This window comes from Metabacillus sediminilitoris (genome assembly GCF_009720625.1).
GTDB lineage: Bacteria > Bacillota > Bacilli > Bacillales > Bacillaceae > Metabacillus > Metabacillus sediminilitoris.
Window position 1 is genome coordinate 1,970,043 of record NZ_CP046266.1, and the last position, 25,470, is coordinate 1,995,512.

Annotated in this window: 21 protein-coding genes and 1 pseudogene; 19 read left to right on the forward strand and 3 right to left on the reverse strand. The window is 38.2% G+C overall.

Annotated features, from left to right (window positions below; translation table 11 throughout):
* The first annotated feature begins 8 nt into the window (after window positions 1-8).
* The 7 genes from GMB29_RS09445 to GMB29_RS09475 all read left to right on the forward strand — a co-directional run bounded on the left by GMB29_RS09445 (window position 9) and on the right by GMB29_RS09475 (window position 7,884).
* A complete protein-coding gene (locus tag GMB29_RS09445) occupies window positions 9-1,595 on the forward strand; it encodes an AMP-binding protein (protein ID WP_136356549.1) in 1,587 nt (528 codons plus the stop codon).
* A 283-nt stretch (window positions 1,596-1,878) separates the two neighbouring features.
* Window positions 1,879-3,048: a thiolase C-terminal domain-containing protein gene (locus tag GMB29_RS09450; protein WP_136356547.1), complete on the forward strand. Its 1,170-nt coding sequence runs from the start codon at window positions 1,879-1,881 to the stop codon at window positions 3,046-3,048.
* The gene (locus GMB29_RS28015) at window positions 3,049-3,471 is read left to right on the forward strand and encodes a Zn-ribbon domain-containing OB-fold protein (RefSeq protein ID WP_136356545.1); all 423 of its coding nucleotides are present in this window, start codon (window positions 3,049-3,051) and stop codon (window positions 3,469-3,471) included. It begins immediately after the preceding gene.
* A gap of 86 nt (window positions 3,472-3,557) precedes the next feature.
* Window positions 3,558-4,610, forward strand: a complete 1,053-nt coding sequence (locus GMB29_RS09460; protein ID WP_136356543.1) for a zinc-dependent alcohol dehydrogenase family protein — start codon at window positions 3,558-3,560, stop codon at window positions 4,608-4,610.
* A 618-nt stretch (window positions 4,611-5,228) separates the two neighbouring features.
* Window positions 5,229-6,065, forward strand: a complete 837-nt coding sequence (locus GMB29_RS09465; RefSeq protein ID WP_136356541.1) for a DMT family transporter — start codon at window positions 5,229-5,231, stop codon at window positions 6,063-6,065.
* Window positions 6,066-7,520: 1,455 nt separating this feature from the next.
* Window positions 7,521-7,712 (forward strand): hypothetical protein, encoded by a 192-nt coding sequence (locus GMB29_RS09470; RefSeq protein WP_136356539.1) that lies wholly within the window; start codon window positions 7,521-7,523, stop codon window positions 7,710-7,712.
* 25 nt (window positions 7,713-7,737) lie between these two features.
* Window positions 7,738-7,884 (forward strand): hypothetical protein, encoded by a 147-nt coding sequence (locus tag GMB29_RS09475; protein ID WP_155443865.1) that lies wholly within the window; start codon window positions 7,738-7,740, stop codon window positions 7,882-7,884.
* 310 nt (window positions 7,885-8,194) lie between these two features.
* On the opposite strand, the gene GMB29_RS09480 is transcribed toward GMB29_RS09475, so the two are convergent.
* Window positions 8,195-9,760 carry an MIR domain-containing protein gene (locus tag GMB29_RS09480; protein WP_136356537.1) on the reverse strand — a complete coding sequence of 522 codons (1,566 nt, stop codon included), beginning with the start codon at window positions 9,758-9,760 and terminating at the stop codon, window positions 8,195-8,197.
* 401 nt (window positions 9,761-10,161) lie between these two features.
* Window positions 10,162-10,308 (reverse strand): BH0509 family protein, encoded by a 147-nt coding sequence (locus GMB29_RS09485; RefSeq protein ID WP_136356535.1) that lies wholly within the window; start codon window positions 10,306-10,308, stop codon window positions 10,162-10,164.
* 300 nt (window positions 10,309-10,608) lie between these two features.
* Here GMB29_RS09485 and GMB29_RS09490 point away from each other — a divergent pair, with 300 nt between their 5' ends.
* From GMB29_RS09490 to GMB29_RS09500, 3 genes are all read left to right on the forward strand, one after another.
* Window positions 10,609-11,556, forward strand: a complete 948-nt coding sequence (locus tag GMB29_RS09490) for an alpha/beta hydrolase (protein ID WP_227551639.1) — start codon at window positions 10,609-10,611, stop codon at window positions 11,554-11,556.
* A 105-nt stretch (window positions 11,557-11,661) separates the two neighbouring features.
* Window positions 11,662-13,302, forward strand: a complete 1,641-nt coding sequence (locus GMB29_RS09495) for a flavin-containing monooxygenase (protein ID WP_136356533.1) — start codon at window positions 11,662-11,664, stop codon at window positions 13,300-13,302.
* Between the two features lie 119 nt (window positions 13,303-13,421).
* Window positions 13,422-13,868 (forward strand): nuclear transport factor 2 family protein, encoded by a 447-nt coding sequence (locus tag GMB29_RS09500; RefSeq protein WP_136356531.1) that lies wholly within the window; start codon window positions 13,422-13,424, stop codon window positions 13,866-13,868.
* A 144-nt stretch (window positions 13,869-14,012) separates the two neighbouring features.
* Here the strand turns inward: GMB29_RS09500 and GMB29_RS09505 are convergent, their stop codons facing one another.
* Window positions 14,013-14,708 carry a helix-turn-helix transcriptional regulator gene (locus tag GMB29_RS09505; RefSeq protein ID WP_136356529.1) on the reverse strand — a complete coding sequence of 232 codons (696 nt, stop codon included), beginning with the start codon at window positions 14,706-14,708 and terminating at the stop codon, window positions 14,013-14,015.
* A 577-nt stretch (window positions 14,709-15,285) separates the two neighbouring features.
* On the opposite strand from GMB29_RS09505, the gene GMB29_RS27320 reads away from it, so the two are divergent.
* The 9 genes and pseudogenes from GMB29_RS27320 to GMB29_RS09545 all read left to right on the forward strand — a co-directional run bounded on the left by GMB29_RS27320 (window position 15,286) and on the right by GMB29_RS09545 (window position 25,273).
* Window positions 15,286-15,369, forward strand: coding sequence for a putative holin-like toxin (locus tag GMB29_RS27320; protein ID WP_227551729.1), 84 nt, complete (start codon window positions 15,286-15,288; stop codon window positions 15,367-15,369).
* Window positions 15,370-15,989: 620 nt separating this feature from the next.
* Window positions 15,990-16,325 (forward strand): annotated as a pseudogene (locus GMB29_RS09510) (ATP-binding cassette domain-containing protein); the annotation flags it as partial.
* A 530-nt stretch (window positions 16,326-16,855) separates the two neighbouring features.
* Window positions 16,856-18,823, forward strand: coding sequence for a transporter substrate-binding domain-containing protein (locus GMB29_RS09515; protein WP_136356527.1), 1,968 nt, complete (start codon window positions 16,856-16,858; stop codon window positions 18,821-18,823).
* Complete coding sequence (locus GMB29_RS09520; RefSeq protein ID WP_136356525.1) at window positions 18,798-20,174, forward strand: sigma-54-dependent transcriptional regulator; 1,377 nt, start codon at window positions 18,798-18,800, stop codon at window positions 20,172-20,174. The genes GMB29_RS09515 and GMB29_RS09520 overlap by 26 nt, the downstream gene beginning before the upstream one ends.
* 161 nt (window positions 20,175-20,335) lie before the next feature.
* Window positions 20,336-21,334: a TAXI family TRAP transporter solute-binding subunit gene (locus GMB29_RS09525; RefSeq protein WP_168733914.1), complete on the forward strand. Its 999-nt coding sequence runs from the start codon at window positions 20,336-20,338 to the stop codon at window positions 21,332-21,334.
* A 19-nt stretch (window positions 21,335-21,353) separates the two neighbouring features.
* Complete coding sequence (locus tag GMB29_RS09530) at window positions 21,354-22,454, forward strand: ABC transporter substrate-binding protein (protein WP_136356521.1); 1,101 nt, start codon at window positions 21,354-21,356, stop codon at window positions 22,452-22,454.
* 16 nt (window positions 22,455-22,470) lie between these two features.
* Window positions 22,471-23,571 (forward strand): ABC transporter ATP-binding protein, encoded by a 1,101-nt coding sequence (locus GMB29_RS09535; RefSeq protein ID WP_136356520.1) that lies wholly within the window; start codon window positions 22,471-22,473, stop codon window positions 23,569-23,571.
* A complete protein-coding gene (locus GMB29_RS09540) occupies window positions 23,535-24,476 on the forward strand; it encodes an ABC transporter permease (RefSeq protein ID WP_136356518.1) in 942 nt (313 codons plus the stop codon). The genes GMB29_RS09535 and GMB29_RS09540 overlap by 37 nt, the downstream gene beginning before the upstream one ends.
* On the forward strand, window positions 24,476-25,273 hold the full coding sequence (locus GMB29_RS09545; protein ID WP_136356616.1) for an ABC transporter permease: 798 nt from the start codon (window positions 24,476-24,478) through the stop codon (window positions 25,271-25,273). The genes GMB29_RS09540 and GMB29_RS09545 overlap by 1 nt, the downstream gene beginning before the upstream one ends.
* Window positions 25,274-25,470 lie beyond the last annotated feature (197 nt).

Consider the following 25,470-nt stretch of genomic DNA (forward strand, 5'->3'; position numbering starts at 1 on the left):
GATAAAAAATGTACAACGGACCTGAGACATTTGGTGAAATTGTTGCATATCGGGCCAAAACGAGACCAAATGAACGATTTGTACGTTTTGAGAGTGGTGATCTTACCTATCAAGAATTTCATCAAAAAGGGAATAAGCTGGCGAATCTAGTCATGTCTCTAGGATTGGACAAAGTAGATACTTGTGCGGTTATGCTGCCAAACAGCCCGGAATTTTTGATAACCTGGCTGGGCCTTGCCAGGCTCGGTGTGGTTGAAGTTCCGATTAATGTAGCGTTTCGAGGTGATTTACTAGTCTATATTCTTAACAAAGCAGAATGTCAGGCACTTGTCATTTCAGCACAATGGGTGGATCGACTTAATGAAATCTCCGCACAGCTTGAATATCTTCGCGATGTGATTGTAGTAGGAGATGAACCACAAATAAAATCGAACCGATTTACTTGGTATTCCTTTGAAAAACTTCTCTCTGAAGCAAGTGATGAATGTGTAGAAAGTCAAATGAAACCGAATGATCCATCTCTCATCCTTTTTACTTCAGGGACAACCGGACCGTCAAAAGGTGTCGTCCTTACCCATCGTGCGAATTTTAGCGTGGCGAAAACAGCATGTGAAGTAATGGAATATCATCCGGAAGATCGCTTGTTTACTGTTTTTCCATTATTTCATGTAAACGCACGTTATACGACCATCCTTGTCGCTCTACTAGTTGGATGCGACGTTGTCATGCATAATCGATTTTCTGCTTCGAAATTTTGGGATATCTGCCGCATGGAAAAGATTACGGCCTTTAACTTTATGGGGTCTATGCTAACCATACTAATGAAACAAAAGGAAAGTGCTCAAGATGCAGATCATCTTGTTCGAAAAGCATACGGCGCGCCAACTCCGCAGGAAATTTATGAGGATTTTCAAACCCGTTTTCACGTGCAAATCTCTGAAGTGTATGGGTCAACCGAATTAGGTACTGTCGCAGCCAATCCTGCTGCAAATTTTCGAAAAGGTGCATGTGGGAAGATACGGCCTATTTTTGAAGTAGAAATACATGATGAAAATGGATTCCCTTGTCCTGTTGGCAAGAACGGCGAAATCGTTGTCCGCCCAAAAAAGCCAGGAATTATGTTTACCGATTATTATGGGAATTCAGAGGCAACCGTCAAGTCATGGCAAAACCTCTGGTTTCATACAGGGGATACGGGCCGTTTCGATAAAGATGGATATCTTTATTTTATCGACAGAAAAAAAGATGTTGTTCGCAGGCGAGGTGAAAACATTTCGTCCTATGAGATTGAGCGTGTCATGAACGATCATCCTAAGGTATTGGAAGCAGCCATTATCGGAGTTCCATCTGAACTGTCTGAAGAGGAAGTACTTGCCGTTGTGATTCTAAAAGAAGGAGAAACCGTTGCACCAGAAGAGCTTCTCGAGTTTTGTCAAACACGTATGGCTCATTTCGCAATCCCTCGTTATATCCGTTACGTAACAGAATTGCCGAGAACACCTTCCCAAAGGGTAGAAAAATACAAATTGCGTTCTGAAGGGATCACATCAGATACGTGGGATCGTGAACGTGTAGGCTACCAAGTAAAACGGTAAACATTTCATTCATTTATTTAATGATAAGAAAGGCTCTTTTCTAAAAGATTGTTGTTTTTAATTGGGTTCCTGGAACAAAAACGATTTAGGTTGATTGGAACGGAAGGTGCGAGACTCCTGTGGGAGTAGCGGGACAGGTGAGACTCATGCAGGCGCATGCGCCGAGGAGGCTCACCGCCCGCCCTACGGTCATCGAGCATCCTCTCGTTACAATCAACCATTCCTAATACTTGTTATAAAGCAACAAAGTTTACGAAAACAGCCACAAGAAAAGAGGAATAACATGCAGTCATTACGCGGAAAAGTAGCGATTGTCGGGGCAGCTGACACGGAAGTTGGCATTGTTCCCCATCTGTCAGCAACACAGCTATGTATTGATGCAGCATTAAGAGCATTAGCTGATGCCGGGATAAGTAAAGAAAAGGTCGATGGATTAATTACCTGTAATTCCATGGCCGAACCAATGCTGTATCACGCAGAGGCGATTGCAGAGTATTTACAAATTTTCCCTAAATATTGCATGAGTGTCGGGACAGGCGGGGGAACAACGTTTTCGGTCTTGCACCATGCAGCTTCCGCTATTTTAACAGGAGTTTGCGATACCGTGTTGATCACAATGGCAGACAGCCTTTATAGTGGATTAACTAAAGAGCAGGCGATGGCAGCACAAGTCTCTACGGGACATAAACAGTTTGAATTACCATATGGTCCAACGATCCCTGCTTATTATGCCCTGATTGCCAAAGCACATATGGAGAAATATGGTACAACGCCCGAACAACTTGCTGCTATCTCTGTCGCCGCTCGTAAACACGCTAACTTACATCCTCATGCTCAAATGCGCGAGCTCATAACTGTCGATGATGTCTTAACATCTCGTATGATTGCAGACCCGTTACACCTTTTGGACTGCTCACTAATATCAGATGGCGGTTCCGCTGTCATACTAACTTCCGCAGAACGGGCTGTCGAATACCCTAATCATCCGGTCTACTTACTTGGTGTTGGGGAAGGACATGGACATGAACATATTAGCCAAGCACGCAGCCTCACTACTTCTGCAGCTGTAGAATCTGGAAAGCGAGCTTACGAAATGGCCGGTATTGGTCCAGATGAAATTGATTTTGCTCAACTATATGATTGCTTTACACCAACTGTAATAATCGAGCTTGAAGACCTTGGCTTTTGTGAAAAAGGAGAAGGCGGCGCGTTTGTGGAAAGCGGAGCAATTGAACTTAGAGGCTCCCTTCCAGTCAATACGCACGGAGGTCTCCTGTCACATTGTCATCCAGGTAATCCTGGTTCAATGTTCGCTCTAACAGAGACAGTCACTCAGCTCAGGCACCAGGCTGGGGGGCGGCAAGTGCAGACTGCAAAGGTAGCGCTTGTACATGGCCAGGGCGGGATTATGTCCAGTCATACCACACTTATTCTTGGTCGGGAGGTTGACTAAATGCATGAATCGTCAGGAAAAAACTTTCCCCAGCCAACTGTGGAAACGGCTCGATTCTGGGAAGGGTGCTTGGAGCATAAACTCCTAATCCAAAAATGTTCTGATTGTCATCACTGCCAGTTTTATCCTCGTCTGATGTGTACCAAATGCTCAAGCAGGAAAGTCGAGTGGATGAAGGCTTCAGGCAGGGGAAAGGTGATGAGTTTCACAATCGTCCATCGTGCCATATCTAAGGCATACCTTTCTGACGTACCATATGTTGTTGCCATCATTGAATTAGAAGAAGGTCCAACAATGATGAGTAATATCGTACAATGTGAGCCAAAAGCTGTGGAAATAGGGATGGAGGTTGAAGTGGTTTTTGAGAATTGGTCCGATACAATAACGATGCCGAAATTTTCTCCTTTTTATAAGGAAAAGTAGGTCCCATCTTAATTAGTTTGCTAGATTTATAGCTTTTCATGCTTATTACAATATGAATTCAAAAGATAACTTTGAGGAGGAATAATATGAAAGCGCTTGTATTAACTGAATTTGGTAAAAAGATGGAAGTTCAAGAAGTTTCAAGACCAATGTTAACAGATACAGGAGTTGTGATTCGTGTTGAGGCAAATGGGATTTGTAGAAGTGACTGGCATTTTATGATGGGAGATTGGGACTGGATCGGTTTACAGGTACGATTGCCACACGTATTTGGTCATGAATTTTCCGGGGTAGTGGAGGAAGTAGGAAGTCAAGTAACAAAATTTAAAAAAGGAGACCGAGTTGTCGTTCCACATGCACATGGAGAAGGAACGTGTGAGTATTGTTTAACAGGACATTCAAATATTTGTGACCATGGGAGTGTAGCAGGTACGACGTATTGGGGTGGTTACGGAAGATATGTGAACGTTCCCGATGCTGATCGAAATGCCGTTCACTTACCGGATAGCGTAAGCTTTGAAGCAGGTGCAGCGCTTGGATGCAGATTTATGACGGCCTTTCATGGCTTAGTAGACCAGGCGAAAGTAAAACCAGGCGAGTGGGTTGCGATCCATGGAAGCGGCGGGCTGGGTCTTTCACTTGCTCATATAGCAAAAGCAATTGGTGCAAAAGTCATTGCTGTTGATATTAATGACGAAGCACTAAAACTAGCAAAAGAATTCGGGGCAGACATCACAATTAATAGTAAAGAAAAAGATGCTGTTCAAGAAATTATCAATATCACAAATGGCGGTGCTCATGTAGCGGTTGACGCGTTAGGAATCGCAATAACCTGCCAAAATGCCATTAACAGCCTAAGAAAAAGAGGCAGACATCTCCAATTAGGTCTTACCTCAAAGGATGAAAAAGGAAAGGTTGAATTGCCGATTGATCTCATTGTCGTAAAAGAACTAGAGGTAATCGGATCTTCAAATATGCCTGTTTCCCGCTTTCCAGATATGATGCGAATGGTAGAAAGCGGCATGATCCAGCCTGATAAAATGATTACAAAAACAGTCGGTTTAGAAGAAGCTGCTGACATCCTTTACGATATGGCCGAGTTTAAAACACCAGGTATTACGGTGTTGAATAGATGGTGATGTGAGATGAAATTCCCTGCTGCTGAGCAGGGGAATTTTTTATTTTGGGGTGTTAGAAAGGGATTTCAGCCGTTGATCAAAAGGGTATGATACTCTTCCATAATTTTTAACAAAAATGTAGCGGACTGTTGATAGATTAAAAAAAGCCTCGCGTTTGGACAGAGGATTTTTCCTATTATATTTATCTTTCATACACCCTTTTTTGCCAAATTTATAAGAGTCCCTTTATTTTTATATCGATTATAAGCTATTAACCTATTTAAATCGTTGACAGTTCATTTAGCTGGATTAATGGCTAATTCAAATTCATCCTTTACCTTGTAAATGACCGAAAGTATAAAATCAATTTGCTTTGGAGTTAAAAAGTGTTCTTCATCATCTGAACTAGAAGGATGAAGTGTAGAGGCACCTCATTCATTCGTTGATCAACGATGGCTTCAACAACATGAGAGAGCAATATCATCCAATCATTCGAAAACTACGTGTGAAAAAGTGATAAAAGCATATACATCATCTAGGTCTGATGCGCAATAATTTCTATTTTAAATGATAAAAATCATTTGAAATCCTAGAAATTTATATTAAAATAACTCTATCAATGGGAGAGAAGGATTTTAAGTGTGGATTGTAGCAGCAGTAATGACAATGTTTTGCTTTGGAATCAATAATATGATTTTTAAGGTCACTGCAGGAAAAGGACTATCAAAGGTGCATATGCAGTTTTTCTTTTACCTTATCGCGTTTTTATTAATGTGCGGCTATGGAATAATTGCAGGGTTTGCATCATTTAATGGATTAACGATTGTACTAGGTGCAATCATCGGAATATTGAATGCAAACGGTAATATTCAAATGTCAAAGGCATTCGAAAAAGGACCTGCGAGTTTAACGTCGCCGCTTATTAGCACAAATACGGTTATTCCAATACTAAGTGCGGCACTTATATTCCACGAGCACATTACACTCATTCAATGGATTGGCATTATTGTTATGCTTGCTTCAGCAGCAGTCATCCAATATGTACCAGGTAATGGTGTTAAAATGAATTATAAGCCGTGGATGTACCGTGTTTTATTATCTGTTGTATCGTTTGGTGTACTCGGTGTGCTTATGAAGACGTCTTCTCATCTACATATTGATTCAATCAATACGCTTGTTTGTATGTATGGTGGCGGTGCTTCTTATTTAATCATTAATAGCTTTATTATGAAGGAGAAGTGGCAGCGTACAGAATTGAAATTTGGTGCAATTATTGGATGTTTTAGTGTTGTAGGTTATAGTAGCTACTTTTTTGCTCTTAATACAGGAGTCGCGAGTATTGTATTCCCAATCGTTAGCTTAAGTTGTTTAGTTGTCGTTCTCAGTAGCTGTTTACTATATAAAGAAAGGCTTAAATTGTATCAAGTCGTCGGGGTTATATCTGCACTAGTTGGTATTGTGCTAACGAAAATTTAACGAAAGACATTTATTTGGACTTAACAGCTAGATTCCATAAGAGGGGCTTTATAAAATTAATAATATTTTCTAAAAGTTTCATTTTACCTTTATTATCAGAAAGATTTTTAAGTTTGGCATTTGAACTCATTTAACTTGTATGTAAATTTGGAAGTTTCGATGTTGATGATTTCATTTTAAATACACTTGGAGGTATATTAGGGTTTATACCGATTTATGTTGTCTTATTATTAATAAATTACAAGAAACAGAAAAATAGCACATCAAAGAGTTATTAAATTTATTTCAACTAAATCAATGAATAGAAGGTTTTATTATCTTCAATAAAACGGGATCATTGTCCCAACCAGCCTGAAACATGCTTATACAAGTAGGGAGTAAACAGTTTTGCGGACGGGATCAAGTCCCACAGGCGCTACGTTCTGCCCCGACTACCGCTATAATAAAACCAAATAAAGAAGTTCATTTAGTAAAAACTGGTAAAACTTATATTGCGATCCGGCGCTATTGTTGAATAAAACTTAGATTTTCAAACGACTATATTTTATTTTTTTAGTGTAGTGTAGTATCTTACATCAAAATTAAACAACTATATTTTTAACCCCGTCCTAAATTTAGAACGGGGTTATGCTTGTTTGAGCTTTTAAAATTAAATAACTTTATTGTCATTTTACATCTGGTAGATGGTGTAGACATTGGAGATCTAACACGAAATCAAAACCATGCGGATGAAAGCGATGTAGCTAATACCATAGTCCATAATGTACAACCACACACGCCTCAGGATTTCATCTATAAGACAAATATTAGTTTTTATAACGGTTTATTAAGGGGAGTTAACAGTCTATTTACAATTAAGTGAATGTCCGGTGGTTCGACATCTTTTTAAGAATCAATTGTTATAATGACATTGTTTTAGAAGGAAAGGAGCTGAAAACAGCTAAATAGAAGAAAATGAAAACGCTTTATATTTAACAGGTTTCACTTGTTGCCTAGTGTTTTTTAGATCAGCATTTAGCAGCAAGAATCCTAACCACTTTGTGAAAAGGTATTTTGGAATGATTTTTAAAAAATCCAAGCTAAAACGATACGAGGAGGAATCATGATGGAGATTTTCCTTTATATTGGCATATATCTATCGGTTACTCTTGCTCTTGGCTGGCTGATTACAATCGTTTTTAATCTGTTTATTGAATAGAATCAATTGTCGTTAAAAAGGTAGGCTGATAGATGTAAACGTATTGAGGAAAGATATGAAGTTCTATCAAATGTTTTTATCGGAGGAAGCTTTAAGATAACAAACAGAGAATCTAGAAAGAGAAATGAACGTTTTGAATCTGTTTTTACATACTTGATACATACAGCCAGATTATACATGAAACAGTTTATTCATTTTAATTTTGGTTCGTTCTTAAAGATTCTTCAGTTAATCTTACTATCCAGGGAGGAATTGATGTGTGGATTTTAACCCTTTTTTTACAAGACAGCATAAAAATGTTTGAGTATGACAATAAGGATGAAGCCAGAGTAGAGTTTGAAAAAGCAGATGAATATAAGATTCTCTCTGAGATCATCCATTATATGGACTTTGAAAAAAGAGGAAAGTTAAAAACAGGAGAATTCAGAAATCCCCCTTGGACATTTTAAGTAGAAACGGTATACGAGTCTTACATTGCTGAGTGAAGAAAACGCTTTAACCAATGAAGAAGAAATAAAACAAGTGGACGAAGGCAGCTGGGTTTATGAATTCGATAATGAAATCAATAAAATGAAACGATATATTCAAAATCTCGGTCTGCATGATTTTGAAGCTGTTTGATAAATATGTCAGTAAGGGAAGAAGTGTTACCCATTTCATTTTCTACTAAGGCAAAATGAAAAGGTATGAGTCCAGTACAATATTGGACTCATACCCAACCAGCTGCCTGAATAAATAACCGTGTCTAACTTTTTGGAGTCACTTCATATTAGGACGCTTATTTGCTTAGTTTCAACTCTTTTACTTATTGAGTAAATAGTAAAACGTGTCATCTTCATAATATTGTTAACGCTCAACCGATTAGCTACTTTTCAAAGTATATAACATCAATGCCCATCTAACGTAACTGGACGTCTAGATACCAGGTCTCTCAGCGGATTTCGAGGAGCCACCACCAGTCATTATCGTCACGGCCGCCGAAGCCGGTTACCTCCTGCTGGCCTGCAGTCCAATCGGAATGGCTGTGCTCGAGGTGGGAGTGGAGCGAATGGTTCGTGTTCTGGTGGACAAGTCGGACTCGTCGCTGCGCTGTCCACTGACCGCCACCTTCAAACTCGACCCGCCAGTTATCGTTGTTGTCTCCCTGGCCTTCAGAGCCAAAGCAGGTAACCTCTTGCTGACCAGTGACAGGAGAAGGGTGTCCCGAGTGGCTGTGCAGGTTACGTTTTGTGAGCACGTGCTCGAGTCGGATCACATCGCCATGCTGGACTACTTCATTGATCCTATAGTTTGCATCCGTACCATCTGGCCCCTTGATTCTCCAAAGGTCATTGTCATCGGCCCCTCTGAAGCAGGTAACCTGCTGTTGACCAGAGCTGCCTTCATGGCCATAGTTAAGTGCATGCGAATGTAGAGTCAGCCCTGTCATGAGATGACTTACCTTAATGGTTTGACCGTATCGAACCGCAGCATTGGCCGCTGGTGGATTGGTCGTGAACACAGGCGGATTCTTCTGCGAGTAGTCGACAACGAAAAAGCCTCTCCATGGGTCGGTATTTGTTGCGTCAAAGTGTTGGTTGCCTGGTTCAGAGGACAAAACGACTTCTCTTCCTACCGTGTTGTTATCGTACACGAATACTTTCATAATGTTAGCCTTCGAATGCCACTCATACCCATAGGCTAGAACCTGGTGATTCTCTGATCCGATCTGCCCAAGGTTGGTTGCATCTATCATACCGAGGACAACAGGCTTACCAGAGTCGATGCGCGACCGAAGCTTTGGAAATTCCTCCTCCTTTGTCCAGCGGCTGACTCCCTTTCCTCCAAAAACGGTAGAATGATCTGATGCGACCGTCCATTTAATATACTTGATGGAGGAAGGGACAAGGAAGCTGTCCATCAGTCGACTGTATAGGTAATCCGCAAGCCAGTGTCCATCAGGGGGAACTTCTTGGTTAAACAGGTTCCCTGTGTATTTTGGAACCGGAATGCCTTTGAGGAAGTAATCGAGAGCGGCAAAAGCCATTCCTCCGCACCTTCCCTGTGTTTGCACTTGTCCATATCCTGGGATGTTAGCTACATTGTTGACGAAATTGTTTCTAAACAAAAATCCGTGAACTGCTGGGTTGAAATCAAGCTTTCGACTATGGCGCCATGTTCCCGAATCCCAGAGAGCGTTTCCTTGGTTGGTATAGATTACGGCATTCCCATCATCCTGAAGCGTGAGGTATGCTCCGCCGTTCCCATCGGTGCCAGAGGCCCAGACCGCTTGGCCATTAGCCTTGTAGACGACAAGGTTGCCATCACCCTGCATGACTGCTTTCACGGCGCCGCTACCATTGGTGTTAGACGCCCAAACGGGGATGTTTCTGCCCTTATGTACTTCATAGAGTACGAAATTTCCATCTTCCTGCATGATTAGGAATGTTCGCCCATTGTTTGCGGTGATCTGTTGGTTTGCCAGGAGTTCCTGCCCTGGCTGAAGTTGGTTGGCCATCTTTTAATCACTCCATTCTCAATATCGAACAATAAAATAAAATTGCTACTCAAAATGGATATGTGCTTATTAATCGTTTTATGCTAATATGGACAGCCCGTGAATAAAATAATAATATTGACAATAAAACGGGGAAGAAATGTTCAAATTAAAAACCTTAGTCAAAAGGGGTTCTAATTTGAACGGGGGCGTTTCTAATAAGTGGAAAGGCATTTTTTAGTGACAAAGCAAATGAATTCAACAAACAAATCCAATTAATTGTCAAGGATCTCAAATTCAAATATGAAAACTCAATATATGCTCCAATTCTATTCCGATCAGCAGTATCATTCAAAAAAGCCTAAAGCCTTTGTACTCGGTACAAAGGCTTTAGGCTTTTTTATTATCAATATATTTTCATCTTACATATAATCGTAAACAGAATCTTCAAAATAGAGCCAGTGATAATATTCAATCTGTGGATCTGTCATCTTTGCAATTTCTTTCTCAGTGAATTTTTGTTTGCCTAATAAATTTTTCACTTTAGAATCTCTTGCTAATTGGCTCATAGGTAAGTCCTCCTTATGTATAAGAAGTAACAATGAAGTTACAGTTCTGTAAGCGTTTGTTTTATTTTCTTGTTTTTATTATATATCTCAAATTGAGATGAAACAAATATCAATTTGAGATTGTTTTTTAGGAAACTAATATAGAAAAGTTATTTATAGAAGACTTATCCCTTTTCCTTCTCAAATTATCCTCTTTAAAGGGAATCAACCTACACTAAAATGGGGATTTTTCAATAATTCAGAAAAGTGTACGATGGATATAGCAATTAGCAGTTAAATGAAAACGAAAGGGTGATTTCATTGCCTAAGTTAGTACCAGAAGCAAAAGCATATTTAGAGATTTTTAATCAGATGCCTGCCATTCAATCGATGGATCCGAAAACAGTAAGAGAAATGTTTGCCCAAGCTCCTCCAGTTGAGGTGGAGTTGGCACCACTCGCAAAGATTGAGAACCGCCTCATTCCTGTTAGTAAGGATGAGGAAATTAACATTAGAATTTATACGCCAGAAGGTGAAGGTCCTTTTCCGCTTTTTGTTTACTATCATGGCGGTGGATGGGTTTTAGGAGATATTGAGACTTCTGATGCAAGCTGTAGAATGATCGCAAATCGAACAGGTCATATCGTCGTTTCGGTTGATTATCGACTTTCTCCGGAATATAAGTTTCCAATTCCAGTGCAAGATTCCTATGCGGCTTTAGAGTGGGTATATGAAAATGCTGCGTCGTTAAATGGTAGCGCTTCCAAAATTGTGGTAGGAGGAGATAGCGCTGGAGGAAATCTTGCAACAGTTGTCTCGATGATAGCTTTGGATCAAAATGGACCGCAAATTTCAGCACAGGTACTCATCTATCCAGTGACAGACTTGAGCTTTAATACAGCTTCTTATGAAGAATTTCAACAAGGTTTTGGATTAGATAAAGATCTCATGATATGGTTTGGCAGCCATTATATCAGAGACGAATCAGATCAAAAAAACAAATATGCAGCACCTTTATTAGCAGAAGACGTAAGCAATCTCCCACAAGCATTAGTCATCACAGCGGAATGTGATGTCTTAAGGGATGAAGGGTTAGCTTATGCAAAACGTTTAAAGGATGCGGGTGTCATCGTCGACGCGATTTGTGAAACGGGATTAGTTCATGGCTATTTTACAAACATGGCTGTCTTTCCAGATCGGATTAAAGGTACGATTTCTAAAATAGCTCAGTTTTTGACTGAAACCAATCAAAAGGTTAAGAATGCTTAATTCCTACTATCTAACGTTTAATCGATTTCATGTTTTCAAAGAGCTTCCCTATGTGTGTGCACAATAAGTATTTTTTAATATGAATTTAAGGGAGGAATAATCAAGATGACAAATCAAAAAAATGAGGTCATGAAAATAGACGCTGTTGTCGTAGGAGCTGGTTTTTCAGGTTTGTACATGCTTTACCGCTTACGAGAGGCTGGTTTTCGTACGCGAGTTTTCGAAGCAGCTGATGGTGTAGGCGGGGTATGGCATAAAAATCGTTATCCTGGAGCCCGTTGTGACAATGAAAGTATCGATTATAACTTTACTTTCTCAGAAGAACTTTTCAAGGAATGGAATTGGTCTGAAAAGTTTTCCAAGCAGTCGGAAATATTAGAGTACCTTAACTATGTGGCAGATAAATTTGATTTGCGTCGTGATATTCAGCTCAATACTCGTATTACTGCGGCACATTATGACGAGCAGGATAATAGGTGGACGATTCAAACGGATGAAGGAAGTACACTAAGTGCTAAGTACTTTATTTCAGGAGTGGGCTGCCTTTCTGCAGCTAACATTCCAAAGTTTAAAGGGTTAGAGAGCTTTGAAGGTAAGTGGTACCACACTGGAAACTGGCCAAAGGAAAATGTAAGCTTCAAGGGGAAACGAGTTGGGGTGATAGGGACTGGTTCCACAGGTATCCAAGTGATTCCAGCGATTGCACCAGAGGTAGACCACCTTACTGTTTTCCAACGAACACCACAATACAGTGTGCCTTCAAGGAACCATGCATATGACCCGGAATATTTAAAACAAGTGAAAGACAACTTCAGTGAGTTTAAGCGCAAACGGCGCTATTCATTTGGTGGATTCCCTAATGATGTGGAAGCTAGACCTTCGGCATTAAATGATACTCCAGAAGAACGTGAGAAGTTGTACGAGGCGGCTTGGCAAAAAGGAGCGGTTAGTAGTTTCTTTCTCGAAACCTACCAAGATTTGACTGTTAACGAAGAAGCGAATGAAACATTGTCAAAATTTATCCGTCAAAAAATTAAAGAGATCGTCCACGATCCAGAAGTGGCAGAGAAATTATCACCGACCTATTTTTATGGAACGAAACGGCCGATACAGGATACGAATTATTATGAAACCTATAACCGCGAAAATGTTAGTTTAGTAGATGTCAAGGCAAATCCAATTGTTGAGATTACACCAAAAGGGATTCGAACAACCGATGGGGAGTATGAACTTGACATCATTATTTTTGCAACAGGTTATGATGCGATGACAGGATCGTTATTTAAAATTGATATTCGTGGAAAAGATGGGCTGACACTAAAAGAAAAGTGGGAGAATGGTGAGCAAACCAAAACATATCTAGGAATTGCAACTTCTGGTTTTCCTAATATGTTTATGATCACAGGTCCTGAGAGTCCTTCTGTATTAAGTAATGTACCTACTTCGATTGAACAACATGTTGAATGGATTTCAGATTGTATCGAATATCTTCAAAAAAATGACATTGATACCCTTGAGGCGAAAGCAGAAGCGGAAGAGGAATGGAGTAAGCATTGTCGTGAAGTGGCAGAAGCCACTCTGTTTACGAAGACTGAATCTTGGTATATAGGTGCGAATGTCCCTGGTAAGCCGCAACGATTCCTCATCTATCTTGGCGGGGTTGGACCGTACCGTGAAAAATGCAGCGATGTTGCGTCAAAGGGATATGAGGGATTCTTATTACAATCCACATTAAAAAAAGTCTGAAATGGTAACTTTGTCAAATGAAGATTTAATAATGGTTGCCGGTTTACAAAAATAATGACATGCCCTGTCACTAATCATATCGATCAGTGACAGGCAGCATGTAAATAGGAGGGTATTTTATGGCAAAAACATTGGAAGAAAAGATCAATGAATTAGAAGCTCGTCACAAAATTAAAGAATTGATTGCAAACTATAATCATGGATACGATAAACAGGATATCGAATTATTTATGGATATTTGGGAAGAGAATGCCATCTGGGATTGGGGTACACCACAAGAAATTTATCAAAATAAAGAGGAGATTTTAGAAAGGCTGCAGATTAGTTGGAGGGATATTCCGCAAACACATCATTATACGGTAAATACCGTGATTTCTTTTGAAAGTAAGAATAGTGAAGCAACAGCCATTTCAGATCTTGATGCAACTGTCATTGATAAGGAAGGTGTACCTTCAATGATAGCTGGTTCTTATTATGATACATTCAGTAATCGAACAGGTAAATGGCGTTTTATCGAAAGGAAGATAAAAATCCATCACTCAACACCTGTTTCAGAGGTCAGATAAATCTTCCTAACGTAATAATAGATTATTATTTCAATAAGTTTTTAACAACATTAAGGTGTTCCAAATATGATCAATAACCTGTAATTCCATAATAGTTGGATTACAGGTTATTTAGATGATGAACATTTAATTCATGAAGACGCATTATGAAATAGAACCTCTTCGAAGTAATTCAGCTACTGCCTCAACTCGGTTATTTACTTCTAGCTTTTTTATGGCAGATTTAATGTAATCCTTTACTGTATATTCACTAATTCCCATGGATTTTGTCATTTCCTTTATACTCTCGCCGCATGAAATTCGTTGCATGACTTCGCTTTCTCGTTTGCTTAGTTTGCCAATTGATTGCCCTTCCTTGTTGCTCTCAATGATTTTTCCAACTAATTTTCCGTATAAAGTAAGAAACGATAAAAGCTTTTCGTCGCAAGTAAAATTTCTAGGTAATTCACGTCCAATAAAGTAGCCGACTGGAGTTGAACTAAAGCAAATCGGTATGATGAAGTGATCATTCTTTTCATTAGGGTTCGTATATTTACTACCATATTTTTCAAAAAACTCTTCGTTCGAAATATACATGGCTCTCCTTTTTCGTAAGGAGCTATAAATAGGAGGTAAGTTTCGGAGGTCATCTCTCACGTGTCCAATATAGTGTAAACCTGATGAATTGATTTTAAGGATTCCTTCAGCGATGTTTCCAAGTGGTGAATATCTAAATAAATGTACTTCCTGGATAGGGAATAATTCGAGTAAACCTTTCGTGCATAGATTTAGTTTTTCTTCATGAGTTGAGGCTTTATTAAGGTTTGATATATACTCGTGTATTGTTGATTCATTTAACATATTTAACCTCCCTTATCTACCTTGTGGGGTTTATCTCGTAAATTTCGCAATAAAAGTAAACGCTTACAAAAATGATAAAGTAATAAGCTAATTCGGTATGTTAGGAGTTATGTATTTTTTAGATCTAAATCTCTTTTTACAGAAGGAAGCTTCTTATTATGTAAGAATACATTGTAAAATTTTATCCATTTATCATGCTCCTTGTTATTATTTTTTGAAAATTAATGTAAGATATATAACCAATATTATACTGCAGAAGTTAGTAGATAAAGTCCTTTAAACGAGGTTGATGCCCCCCACTTTTGAGGGGGGTATTAGAATATTAGCTATTAAAAGAATACGATAATGAATTCATTATAACAAAAATCCCTGATAAAAAGGAGGCACAACTCTTTGGATCTATTTAAGTACTATTAAATTTTATTTTCAGTTCCAATGTAAACACTTAAGGTATATTAATATTTTAGAAATAAAAATACGAACATATGTTCTGTTTTATGCTATAATAATTTTGCAATAGCTAGGAAACTCAAGGGTGGTCAGTGTTACCCCGGAAGGAAAGGGGGTGATGCCTATGATGACAGTATTTCAGACGTTAATGCTTATGATAGCATTTGCAACTTTGGTATTGTCCATCATATCTTTTAGAGACAAAAAATAACCCACCCTTGAGCTCTGCAGTGCAATAGGGTGAGTTATTTACCTTAACACGCTGATCCCCTTGAAGGGAACCTGCTATTGTATGACTGTTTGGTGTTCCCGCACCGAGCAGTCTTTTTTAGTTTATGCTTTTTCTAGTATTATTATATCCAAAGATACAATGCTTGAAAAGCAATGAAAAGAAAAGCATAAAAAGAAACTCAATTCTCATGATAGCATTTGCAAGTTTGGTATTGTCCATCATATCTTTCAGAGACAAAAAATACCCCATCCTTGAGCGAGGCTGAACAATAGGGTGAGTTATTTACCCAACAACAAAGCTGACCCCTTGATGGGACTTGCTATTGTATGAATGTTTGGTGTACCAGCACCGAGCAGTCTTTTTATATATATTTCTATTTAATACTTTTATTATAGACAAAGATTACATGATTGAAAACGAATGAATAGAAAGGCAAAAAGTGAAAGAAAGTTAATACGAATGCCGTTAGAAATCTAGGATTTTCCAAATAGGGGATTCCTTGTTTTTTTATTTTTAATGTTTAGTTAAGGTACTGCAAATTAAGAGTTAAGGTACTTGGATTAGAGTAAGTGTAACGATAGGTAATGGAGGAGAATTACATATCAATTTATATTATTGAAACATCAAATTTAACGAAGAAGTTTGGAAAGTTTTTGGCAGTGGATCAAGTGAATATACAGGTTCCGAAGGGTGGGATTTATGGATTTCTTGGACCAAATGGTGCCGGGAAATCAACAACAATTCGGATGTTGCTCGGACTAATTAAGGAAACAAAAGGGGAAGTAAAGGTATTTGGAAAGTCGATAAAGAAAGAGCGGCTGGATATTTTAAAAAAACGTGTTGGTTCCATGGTTTAAACACCTTCTTATTACGGACATTTAACAGCATATGAAAACTTGGAGGTTACAAGAAAACTATTAGGCGTGGAAAAAAGTGAAGGTAAAATTAGTCGAGGTTCAGCATAAAGGTGAAGAAATTTTCACTAGGGTTTTCGCCAAGTAATTTCTTTAGTTGATCATTTTCTTGGGATAGTTTCTTTGTTTCAAGTGGAGTAGCATCCACCGGACTGTTAACCGATTCGAATTTGCCCTTCTTTATATTCTTTTGCCCAGCGATTAACCATATGGGGACTAAGTTAATATCTGCGAGCAACGACAGCAGCATTGCCAGTTTCGATTGCTTCTTTACAAACTTGAATTTTAAATTCCTTTGGATGATGTTTACGTTTCATGATGTCAGATCCTTTTGATATTTTTATAATAAAATAATTAATTAGAGCTGTCCAAGTCATTTTGGGGCCTTAAGAGAAAGCAAGCAAGTTGATAAATAGGAAAGGCTTGCTATCATATGCAGATTTCCATATTATTAGATTAATATCCAAAATTTGAATTATTACCCAGAAGGAGGTAGCGTTATTCAAGAACAGGTTAGGGTATTTTTTATTATCATTAGTTTCCTTTTATTTATGTCATTATCACAACGTTTAGTAATTGCTGAAGATAAAACATATAAAATCGCTGGGGAATGGGCTCTTCCTCCTTTTTCTTATAAAGATCAACGAGGATCACTGACTGGCATAAATATTGATTTAATGAAAAAAATCGCAGATGAAAATGGGCTTACTTTTGAATATATACCAATGGAGATTCATGAAGCGGAACAGGCATTAAGAGATGGTGAAGTAGATGCGATAGCAGGGATAACATACAGCACCGAAAAGGATAAAGTATTTGATTTTACTCAACCCTACTTTACGATGTCAGATTCTTTGATTATCCCTATGGAGAGTAGGGATAAAATTAAAAGTATCGAGGATATTAGGGAAATGCATATTGTCCTGCAAGATAATACTCCTGTTCTAAGCACGTTATTAAATTTAAGGAATACGAATCTTACTTTGGTGACAAATCACTACACTGGTCTTTTGATGCTTTTAAATGACCGATCTGAAATTTTTATTGGGAATAAATTTACATCTTCCTTCTTTTTAAAAGAGTTTGGTCAAGAAGAAAATTACCTCATTCTAGATGAAGTAATGAATCCGGTAGATTATGCGATTGCAGTAAAGGAAGGGGATGAGGACCTCCTTTTAATAATTAATCAAACGCTTACAAAATTAAAGGCTACGGGAGAAGTAAGTAAATTAATTGATGAATGGGTTAGTCCAGAAAACGAGGCTAAAATTGCTCGTTTGGAACATTTTATCTTCTTATTATTTATATTTCTTTTGATTGGTGCACTCATTCTTATTGTAATCTATATTTGGAATCAACGATTAAAAGAAGCTGTGAACATTCATACAAAAGACCTCCAACTATTAAATGAAGATTTACAAAAACAACGGCAACGAACTGCTGATAGCCATGCATTTAAAGATCAAATTTTAAATAATATAGACACGGGCATCGTAACTTTCGATATCGATTTTAAGATAACGAGCTGTAATAAGCGGGCATTGGAAATTCTTGAGCTTCCCGCCGATACAAAGTACAACCTTCAGCATTCTCCCATTTTTTTGAAGCTTTTTGAGCATTATCGTTTTGGTCAAGTTTTGCAACAAGAAAATGCTGAATATTATCGCTTTTTAGAAATAAATGATAATGGAGAACGCAAGGTAATCTATTATTCTCTAAATAAAATGTTTAACTCACTTGAAAACCAGGCAGGCTATTTGCTCTCAATGAACGACGAAACAGAAAAAAAGAAACTCGAACAAAAGCTAATTACACAGGAAAAGCTCCACGCGCTTGGCCAGTTAGTAGCTGGTGTAGCTCATGAAATTCGGAACCCGTTAACGTCAATTAAAACCTTCATAGACCTAATTCCAAAGAAATACGATCAACCGAAATTTCAAAAGGTACTTATGGAGCATTTACCAGAAGAAGTGAACAGACTAAATAGGATTGTAACAGACTTAATTGACTATGCTCGTCCTAGCTTACCTAATATTCAACACTGCACTGCCCTCGAGCTGACATCCTTACTAGCTATACTACAAGTAAACATGGATAAAAACAGGATTGAATTTAAACAATACATAGAACCTGACCTTGTTTTTAACATTGATCCACAGCAAATTCGTCAGGTCCTCTTTAATCTATTATTAAATGCCATTCATGCAGTGGAAGAATCAGAAGTAAAGGAAATTAAAATCATAATGGAGAAAGAGGATTTCGAGAAAGGGAGGATTATGATTAGAGATACTGGTAAAGGAATGGAGCAAGGGGAACTAAACCATATCTTTGAACCATTTTTTACGACAAAGGGAAAAGGCGTCGGATTGGGGTTGAGCTTATCCTACAATTTAATAAAAGAAAACAATGGAGATATACAAGTAAACAGTATTCCTAATAAAGAAACCACATTCACGGTTGTATTGCCTTTATATCAAAAGGAGGAGATTCGGAATGAAGCCAAGAGTACTGGTTATTGACGATGAACAAGCAATTTGTAATTCACTTAGCTTTGCACTTGAAGATGATTATTTCATTATGACCACAACGGATCCGGAGAAAGGCATACTCATGGTGGAAAAAGAACGAGTAGATATTATTCTGCTAGATCTTCGTATTGGACCTTACAATGGGATAGACGTTTTGCAAAGAATTAAACAAAAAGACCCAAAAGTGACGGTCATCATGATGACCGCTTATGCTTCAATAGAAACATCCATTGAAGCAATCAAAATGGGTGCCTATTATTATATTGAAAAACCGATTAATATCGAGAACTTATCATTGCTTTTATTAAGAGCCGCTGAGTTTAAACAAATATCTAATAAACTAGAAACACTTCATGAAGAGCTGGAGGAAAGGAAGGGCCATAAAGACTTCTTAGGAAATAGTATGGCTATGAAATATGTATTTTCGATGATCGATCGCATTAAAGATATCGACTCTTGCGTCTTGATTACAGGAGAAAGTGGAACTGGGAAAGAACTTGTAGCAAAAAGGATTCATTATTCAGGGAAACGTAAGGATGGACCATTAGAAATTTTGAATTGCGCAGCCATTCCTGAAACATTACTTGAATCTGAATTGTTTGGCTATGAAAAGGGAGCTTTTACAGGGGCAACACAGTCAAAGGAAGGAAAGTGGGTCGCAGCAAATGGAGGAACTCTATTTCTTGATGAAATTAGTGAGATGCCCCTACCTCTTCAAGCTAAATTATTACGGGTAATTCAGGAACGTGAAGTGACACCTCTAGGCTCTAATAAGAAGATCCCATTAGATGTTCGTATTTTATGTGCTGCTAATAAAAATATTGAACAAATGGTCCAAGAAGGGACTTTCCGAGAGGATTTGTATTTCAGATTGAACGTTATTCCTATTAAAACACCGCCACTAAGAGAAAGAAAAGAAGATTTAGCACTGTTGATTGATTATTTCTTGAAAAAGTATTGTAAAGAAATGAACAGAGAAAAGAGATCTATTTCTACAACTGCCCGCAGACTTTTACTAGACTATCACTATCCGGGAAATGTTCGTGAGCTAGGGAATATAATTGAATACTCAGTAGCGCTCTCTATTAATACAGTCATTCATGAGGGGGATTTGCCACATTACATTCTAGAGCAAAAGAAAGGGGAAGGAGGTATTTCTAATGGAAAAAGTATCGTCATTCCTATCGGTCTATCAATGAAGGAAATTGAGAAAAAGGTGATATCCAAAACTTTAGAACATTGCGGAAAACACCGCCAAAGGACGGCCCAGACATTACAAATTTCTGAAAGAAGTCTCCGAGATAAAATTAAACTGTATGAGATTGAAAAATCACGAAATTAATACATAAATTTGGTTATCGGCAAATTTTTCTGAATATAGCGGCAGAATTTGCCGATTTTGTTTACAAGAAAGTAATTAATATTATGAAAACGCATACAAAATAAACAATCTTAAAATTGGCACATTAATTGCAAGTATTATTTGCGAAAGGAGGACAGTCATTGAAAACAGGGACACTTTTAAAAATCTCGTTCCTTTTAATATTTCTTTTGATTGGGTCTATAAAGATAAAACAGGAATTATTTCTAACTGGGGTTCAAACAGTTCCACTACTATCAGAGGAACTCACAGGAAGTCAAACTACATTGGTTATTGCTACTGGTGATATGTCAGGTGTCTATTTTCCTTTGGGAAAAGCTATAGCAGACTTAAATCAAAAGTACAATGGAAAAGCATCTGGAACACAAGTGACGAACGCTTCGATTCAGAATACAAAACTAGTGAGTCAGAAACAGACTGAATTAGGATTTAGTACAGTGGATGTCCTTGCATTGCCAGAAATTAAAAAATCCGAAATTCTCGCCCTTACTGGACTTTACTCTAATTTCATCCATATTGTCACGACCGAAAGTGATATTCATAATTTAGAGGATTTACGAGGGAAAAGAGTAAGTATAGGAACAGTCGGGAGCGGAACAAAGCTGATGTCTGAAAGGATCCTAAAGGCTGCCAATCTAGCAAGCTATGAAATGGATTTATCTACTCTTTCATTCACACAATCGGCGGATGCTTTAAGAAATGGAACGATTGATGTTGCTTTCTTTTCTTCTGGTTTACCGAATCCAGTGATTGCGGAACTTGCTTCAGAGATGGAACTTTCACTTGTTCCGATTCCAAAACAAATTGCTGAAAGCCTTCATGAGGAATTTGGATTTTACACACTAGATGAAATAAGCGGTCAAACTTACAAAGGCATGGAGAGTACACCTACATTAGCAGTAAAAAATGTACTTCTTACATACCCAGATTTGCCTAAACAAGAAGCTTATCAAATTGTAAAAACGTTATATGACCATTTACCAGAATTGCAAAACGCCCACCCAGAAGCATTGGAAATCAATTTAGCAGAAACAAATTTAGGGGTTCCAATAGATTTCCATCCTGGAGCAAAGCAATTTTTCGAAGAAATCATCCATTTAAATACTAAATCTACAAATTGAAAATAGGAGGCAAGAGAAAATGAAAAAGATCATTACAGTAATTTCAATCGCTTTTCTACTTGTTCTATCAGCTTGTGGTGCTCCTACTCCACAAAAAGCCGGAGAAACAGCTAGTACGAAAGCGAGTAAAGATGGGGAAAAATCAATTACGATTGCAGGAAATGGCGGGGTTATTGAAAAAACAATTCGTGACGTCATTGCTCCGAAGTTCAAAGAAGAAACAGGTATCACTGTTAACTATGTTCCAGGACTTTCTGGAGAGATTCTATCTAAGGTAGAATTACAAAAAAATGCTCCACAAATTGATATTGCCATCTTTGTACCAACAGATGTATATCGGGCAAATGAAAAAGGGCTTATCGATAAAGTTGATGAATCTAATGCCCCTAATATGAATAATGTGGATCCGAATTTCATTTCAGTTGAGGGTGCAGGCGCTCCAGCATTTGGATTGGTCATTGCCCCTGCTTATAATACAGAATCGTTTAAAGAGAAGGGTTTGAAACCAATCGAATCATGGAACGACTTAGCATCCGGTCAATATGAAGGAAGAACAGCGTTTGTGGATATTACAAATGACTGGGGCTTTAACACATTGAACGCGCTGGCGATGACAAACGGTGGCGGTACAGATAATGTAGAGCCAGGGCTAGAAAAGGCAAAAGAGCTTGCCGGTTACTCAACGACTTTTTATAAAAATTCAACACAAGTAATGCCAGCGCTTCAGCAAGGTGCTGCAGACGTAACAGTAATGGGAAGCTATGCCATTGGTGAATTAGCATTATCAGGTGTTCCAATTAAAATGGTTGTACCGAAAGAAGGAGTACCTATTCAAGCCTTTAGTGCAACCCTTGTGAAAAATACTCCTCACGAGAAGGAGGCACTAGATTTCATCAACTATTTAGTCAGTGAAGAATCACAATCTTTAATTGCAGAACAAGGGTTTTATCCAGTTGCAGAAGGTGTGGAGTTTCCAGAGAAATACCAAGAATCTATTGGGCTAAAAGATACAGATAAAACATATAAACCAGATATTGCTGGATACGCGGAAATTCGTGCTGAATGGTCTGATCGTTGGGCAAAAGAAGTAGTTCCAGAAATCGGTAAATTACTTAAATAGGAATGGAGGGGATTGCATGAATGCAATGATATGCGATGTAGAGATAAAGGGTGCAAGAAAGCAATTTGGTTCCAATGTAGTACTGAATGATATTGACTTAGAAGTAAAACAGGGTGAGCTGTTAACACTACTTGGACCCTCAGGCTGCGGGAAATCGACGACATTGAATTTAATTGCAGGCTTTCTTGAAGCAGATCAGGGGGATGTTTATATTAAAGGGAAAAAAGTAACGAAAGTTCCCCCCTATAAGCGCGATTTAGGTATGGTATTTCAAACCTATTCCTTGTTTCCACATATGACGGTACAAGAAAACCTTAGCTTTGGTCTAAAGTTGCGAAAAGTGGCTAAAACAGAACAAAAAAAGAAAATTGATCGAGTTCTTGAACTTGTTAAGATGTCTGGGCTTGAACACCGTTATCCAAGGGAATTATCAGGAGGTCAAAGGCAGCGTGTGGCTATCGCTAGAGCGCTTGTAGTTGAGCCAGAATTACTGCTGCTTGATGAACCACTATCAAATCTAGATGCAAAATTACGACATGAACTACGCGCGGAAATTAAACGTTTACAAAAAGAAATTGGTGTAACAACGATTTTTGTTACACATGATCAAGAGGAAGCTCTATCTATGTCTGACCGAGTAGTTGTTATGAATGCAGGGAAAATTGAACAAATCAGCACACCGACCGCTATCTACAATCATCCTAAAACTGAATTTGTATTTCAATTCATTGGAAAATCGAATTCTTTTGAAGGAAAGATTGTGGAAACTGAAGGTAGGAAAATTTCGGTGAAAGTAGGTGAGGAAATTATTCATGTCGATTCGGCAAATATTATTGGCGAGGATCGTTCATTGAGAGCAGGGAATGAGGTGAAACTTTATATTCGTCCTGAGAAGGTGCACATTTCCTCTACTAGGGAAACAGCATCACCAACGTTGGACCTTCAGCTAGCTAAAATCATTCAGCTTAATTACCTTGGCACTTCATGGGAAGTAGATGTTTCGTTACAAGGGAAAACGGTTCAATTATTAACAAATTCATATGACTCAACTTGGCAATATGGAAGTGAGGTGTATGTTGGATGGAACCCATCAGACATTATGCTGATCAAGAAGTAAGTGAACAAGTAAAAGTAGAACCGCAAAAAAAGACGAAAGTGAGAAAAAGAAGAAGTTGGATCGCTGGGCTGCTTCTTTTAGTCCCTATCCTTTTATTCATTTTTGGATTTTTTGTTGTTCCTATGCTATATATTTTGTATTTAAGTTTTATTTCTACTGATAAATTGAATGGTACGGATGCTGTTTATAGCTTACAAAACTATATAACTTTATTTACCGATAGCTATTACTTATCTTCGATGTGGCTGACAGTGAAAATCAGTTTATATTCTGTGCTTGTTTCCCTTATCCTAGGATATCCAATCGCGTTAACGATGGCGAAAAGCTCACCTAAAGTTCGGGGATATATTACTTTATTAATTGCTTCTCCTCTTTTGGTAAGCATCGTCGTACGTAACTTTGGATGGTACTTATTATTATTGCCGAACGGTACAATCAATCAAGTATTAATGAATCTAGGCCTTATTAATAAGCCGCTAAATCTATTATTCTCTGAACTTGGTGTCGTAATTGGGCTCTCAAACGCCTATTTGCCTTTCATGGTTTTAGCAATTGTGACTAGCTTGTATAATATTGACCCTTCATTAGAGAAAGCGGGAGCAATTCTTGGGGCAAGTCCACTGCGCAGTTTTTTTTCCATTACACTTCCGCTTAGCTTGCCAGGAATCGTATCAGGTTGTGTGCTTGTCTTTAGTTTATCGATGAGTGCCTATGTCACTCCTTCTTTAATGGGAGGAGCGAATGTTCCTATGATGCCAGTTGTTGTATACGATCAAATTAACAACCTGTTGAAATGGACGTTTGGTTCAGCATTGTCGTACGTACTTCTAATCATTACGCTTCTTTCAGTATTCGTCTTTACACGAGCATTTGAAAAAAGTAAGTTTAGGGAGGTGTTCCGATGATGAAAATACTTGGAAAGTTCCGAACGATCCTTGCTGTGTTGGGGATCATCTATATATTAATTCCATTAGTTGTTGTCGTTCCTGCATCTTTTACAAGTGCAAATTATCCAAGCTTTCCACCAAAAGGTTTTTCTCTGCAATGGTATACAATGATTTTGGAACGTTCTGAATTCATCGAAGCCTTCTATAATAGTTTGCAATTTGCTTTCTTAGCCGCATTTTTTGCTGTTTTATTCGGGACGCTAGGTGCACTGGCAATTGCGAAGTATGATATTCCAGGAAAGAACTATATTACATCAATATTGACAGCGCCGTTAAGTGTACCACAACTAGTATTGGGGATTGCCCTGCTTATTTATTTCACACCGATGATGCTTGCAGGTACATCAACAGGCTTTTTGATTGCACACACGATCATTTGTATCCCGTATGTTATTCGCTTGGTACTAACAGGATTAAGTGGATTTGATTACAATTTGGAAAAAGCTGCAGCTATTCTTGGGGCAAATCCATTAATCGTCTTTTGGAAGGTGACACTGCCGCTCATCAGACCGGCAATGATATCTGGAGGATTATTTGCCTTCTTGACATCTTTTGATAATGTCACAATCTCATTGTTTATGATTTCCCCTGATATGCGAACACTTCCAATCGAGATTTTCTCAACGATGCAGGATGCTTATAATCCAATAGTAGCTTCCGTTTCAAGTGTGGTTATTTTTATTTCTGTCATATTAATAGTAGTACTTGAAAAAATTCATGGGGTTGGAAAGGTATTCGGTGGCACTCAGCATTAGGAAATTATGAGGTGAAAAAAATAACATAGCCGGCCGTTTTACTTGTTAAAGCAAAACGGCCGACTGTTTCAGTTCAAGAAGAATGATTTTTTAAAATAATAAGTATAAATTTTGAACTTAGTGTCGGTGTCTAGCTCCAGCGCCTAGTCCCTCGGGTCATAAGCCACGTATGAATTGAAGGTAAAATACACCTTCTA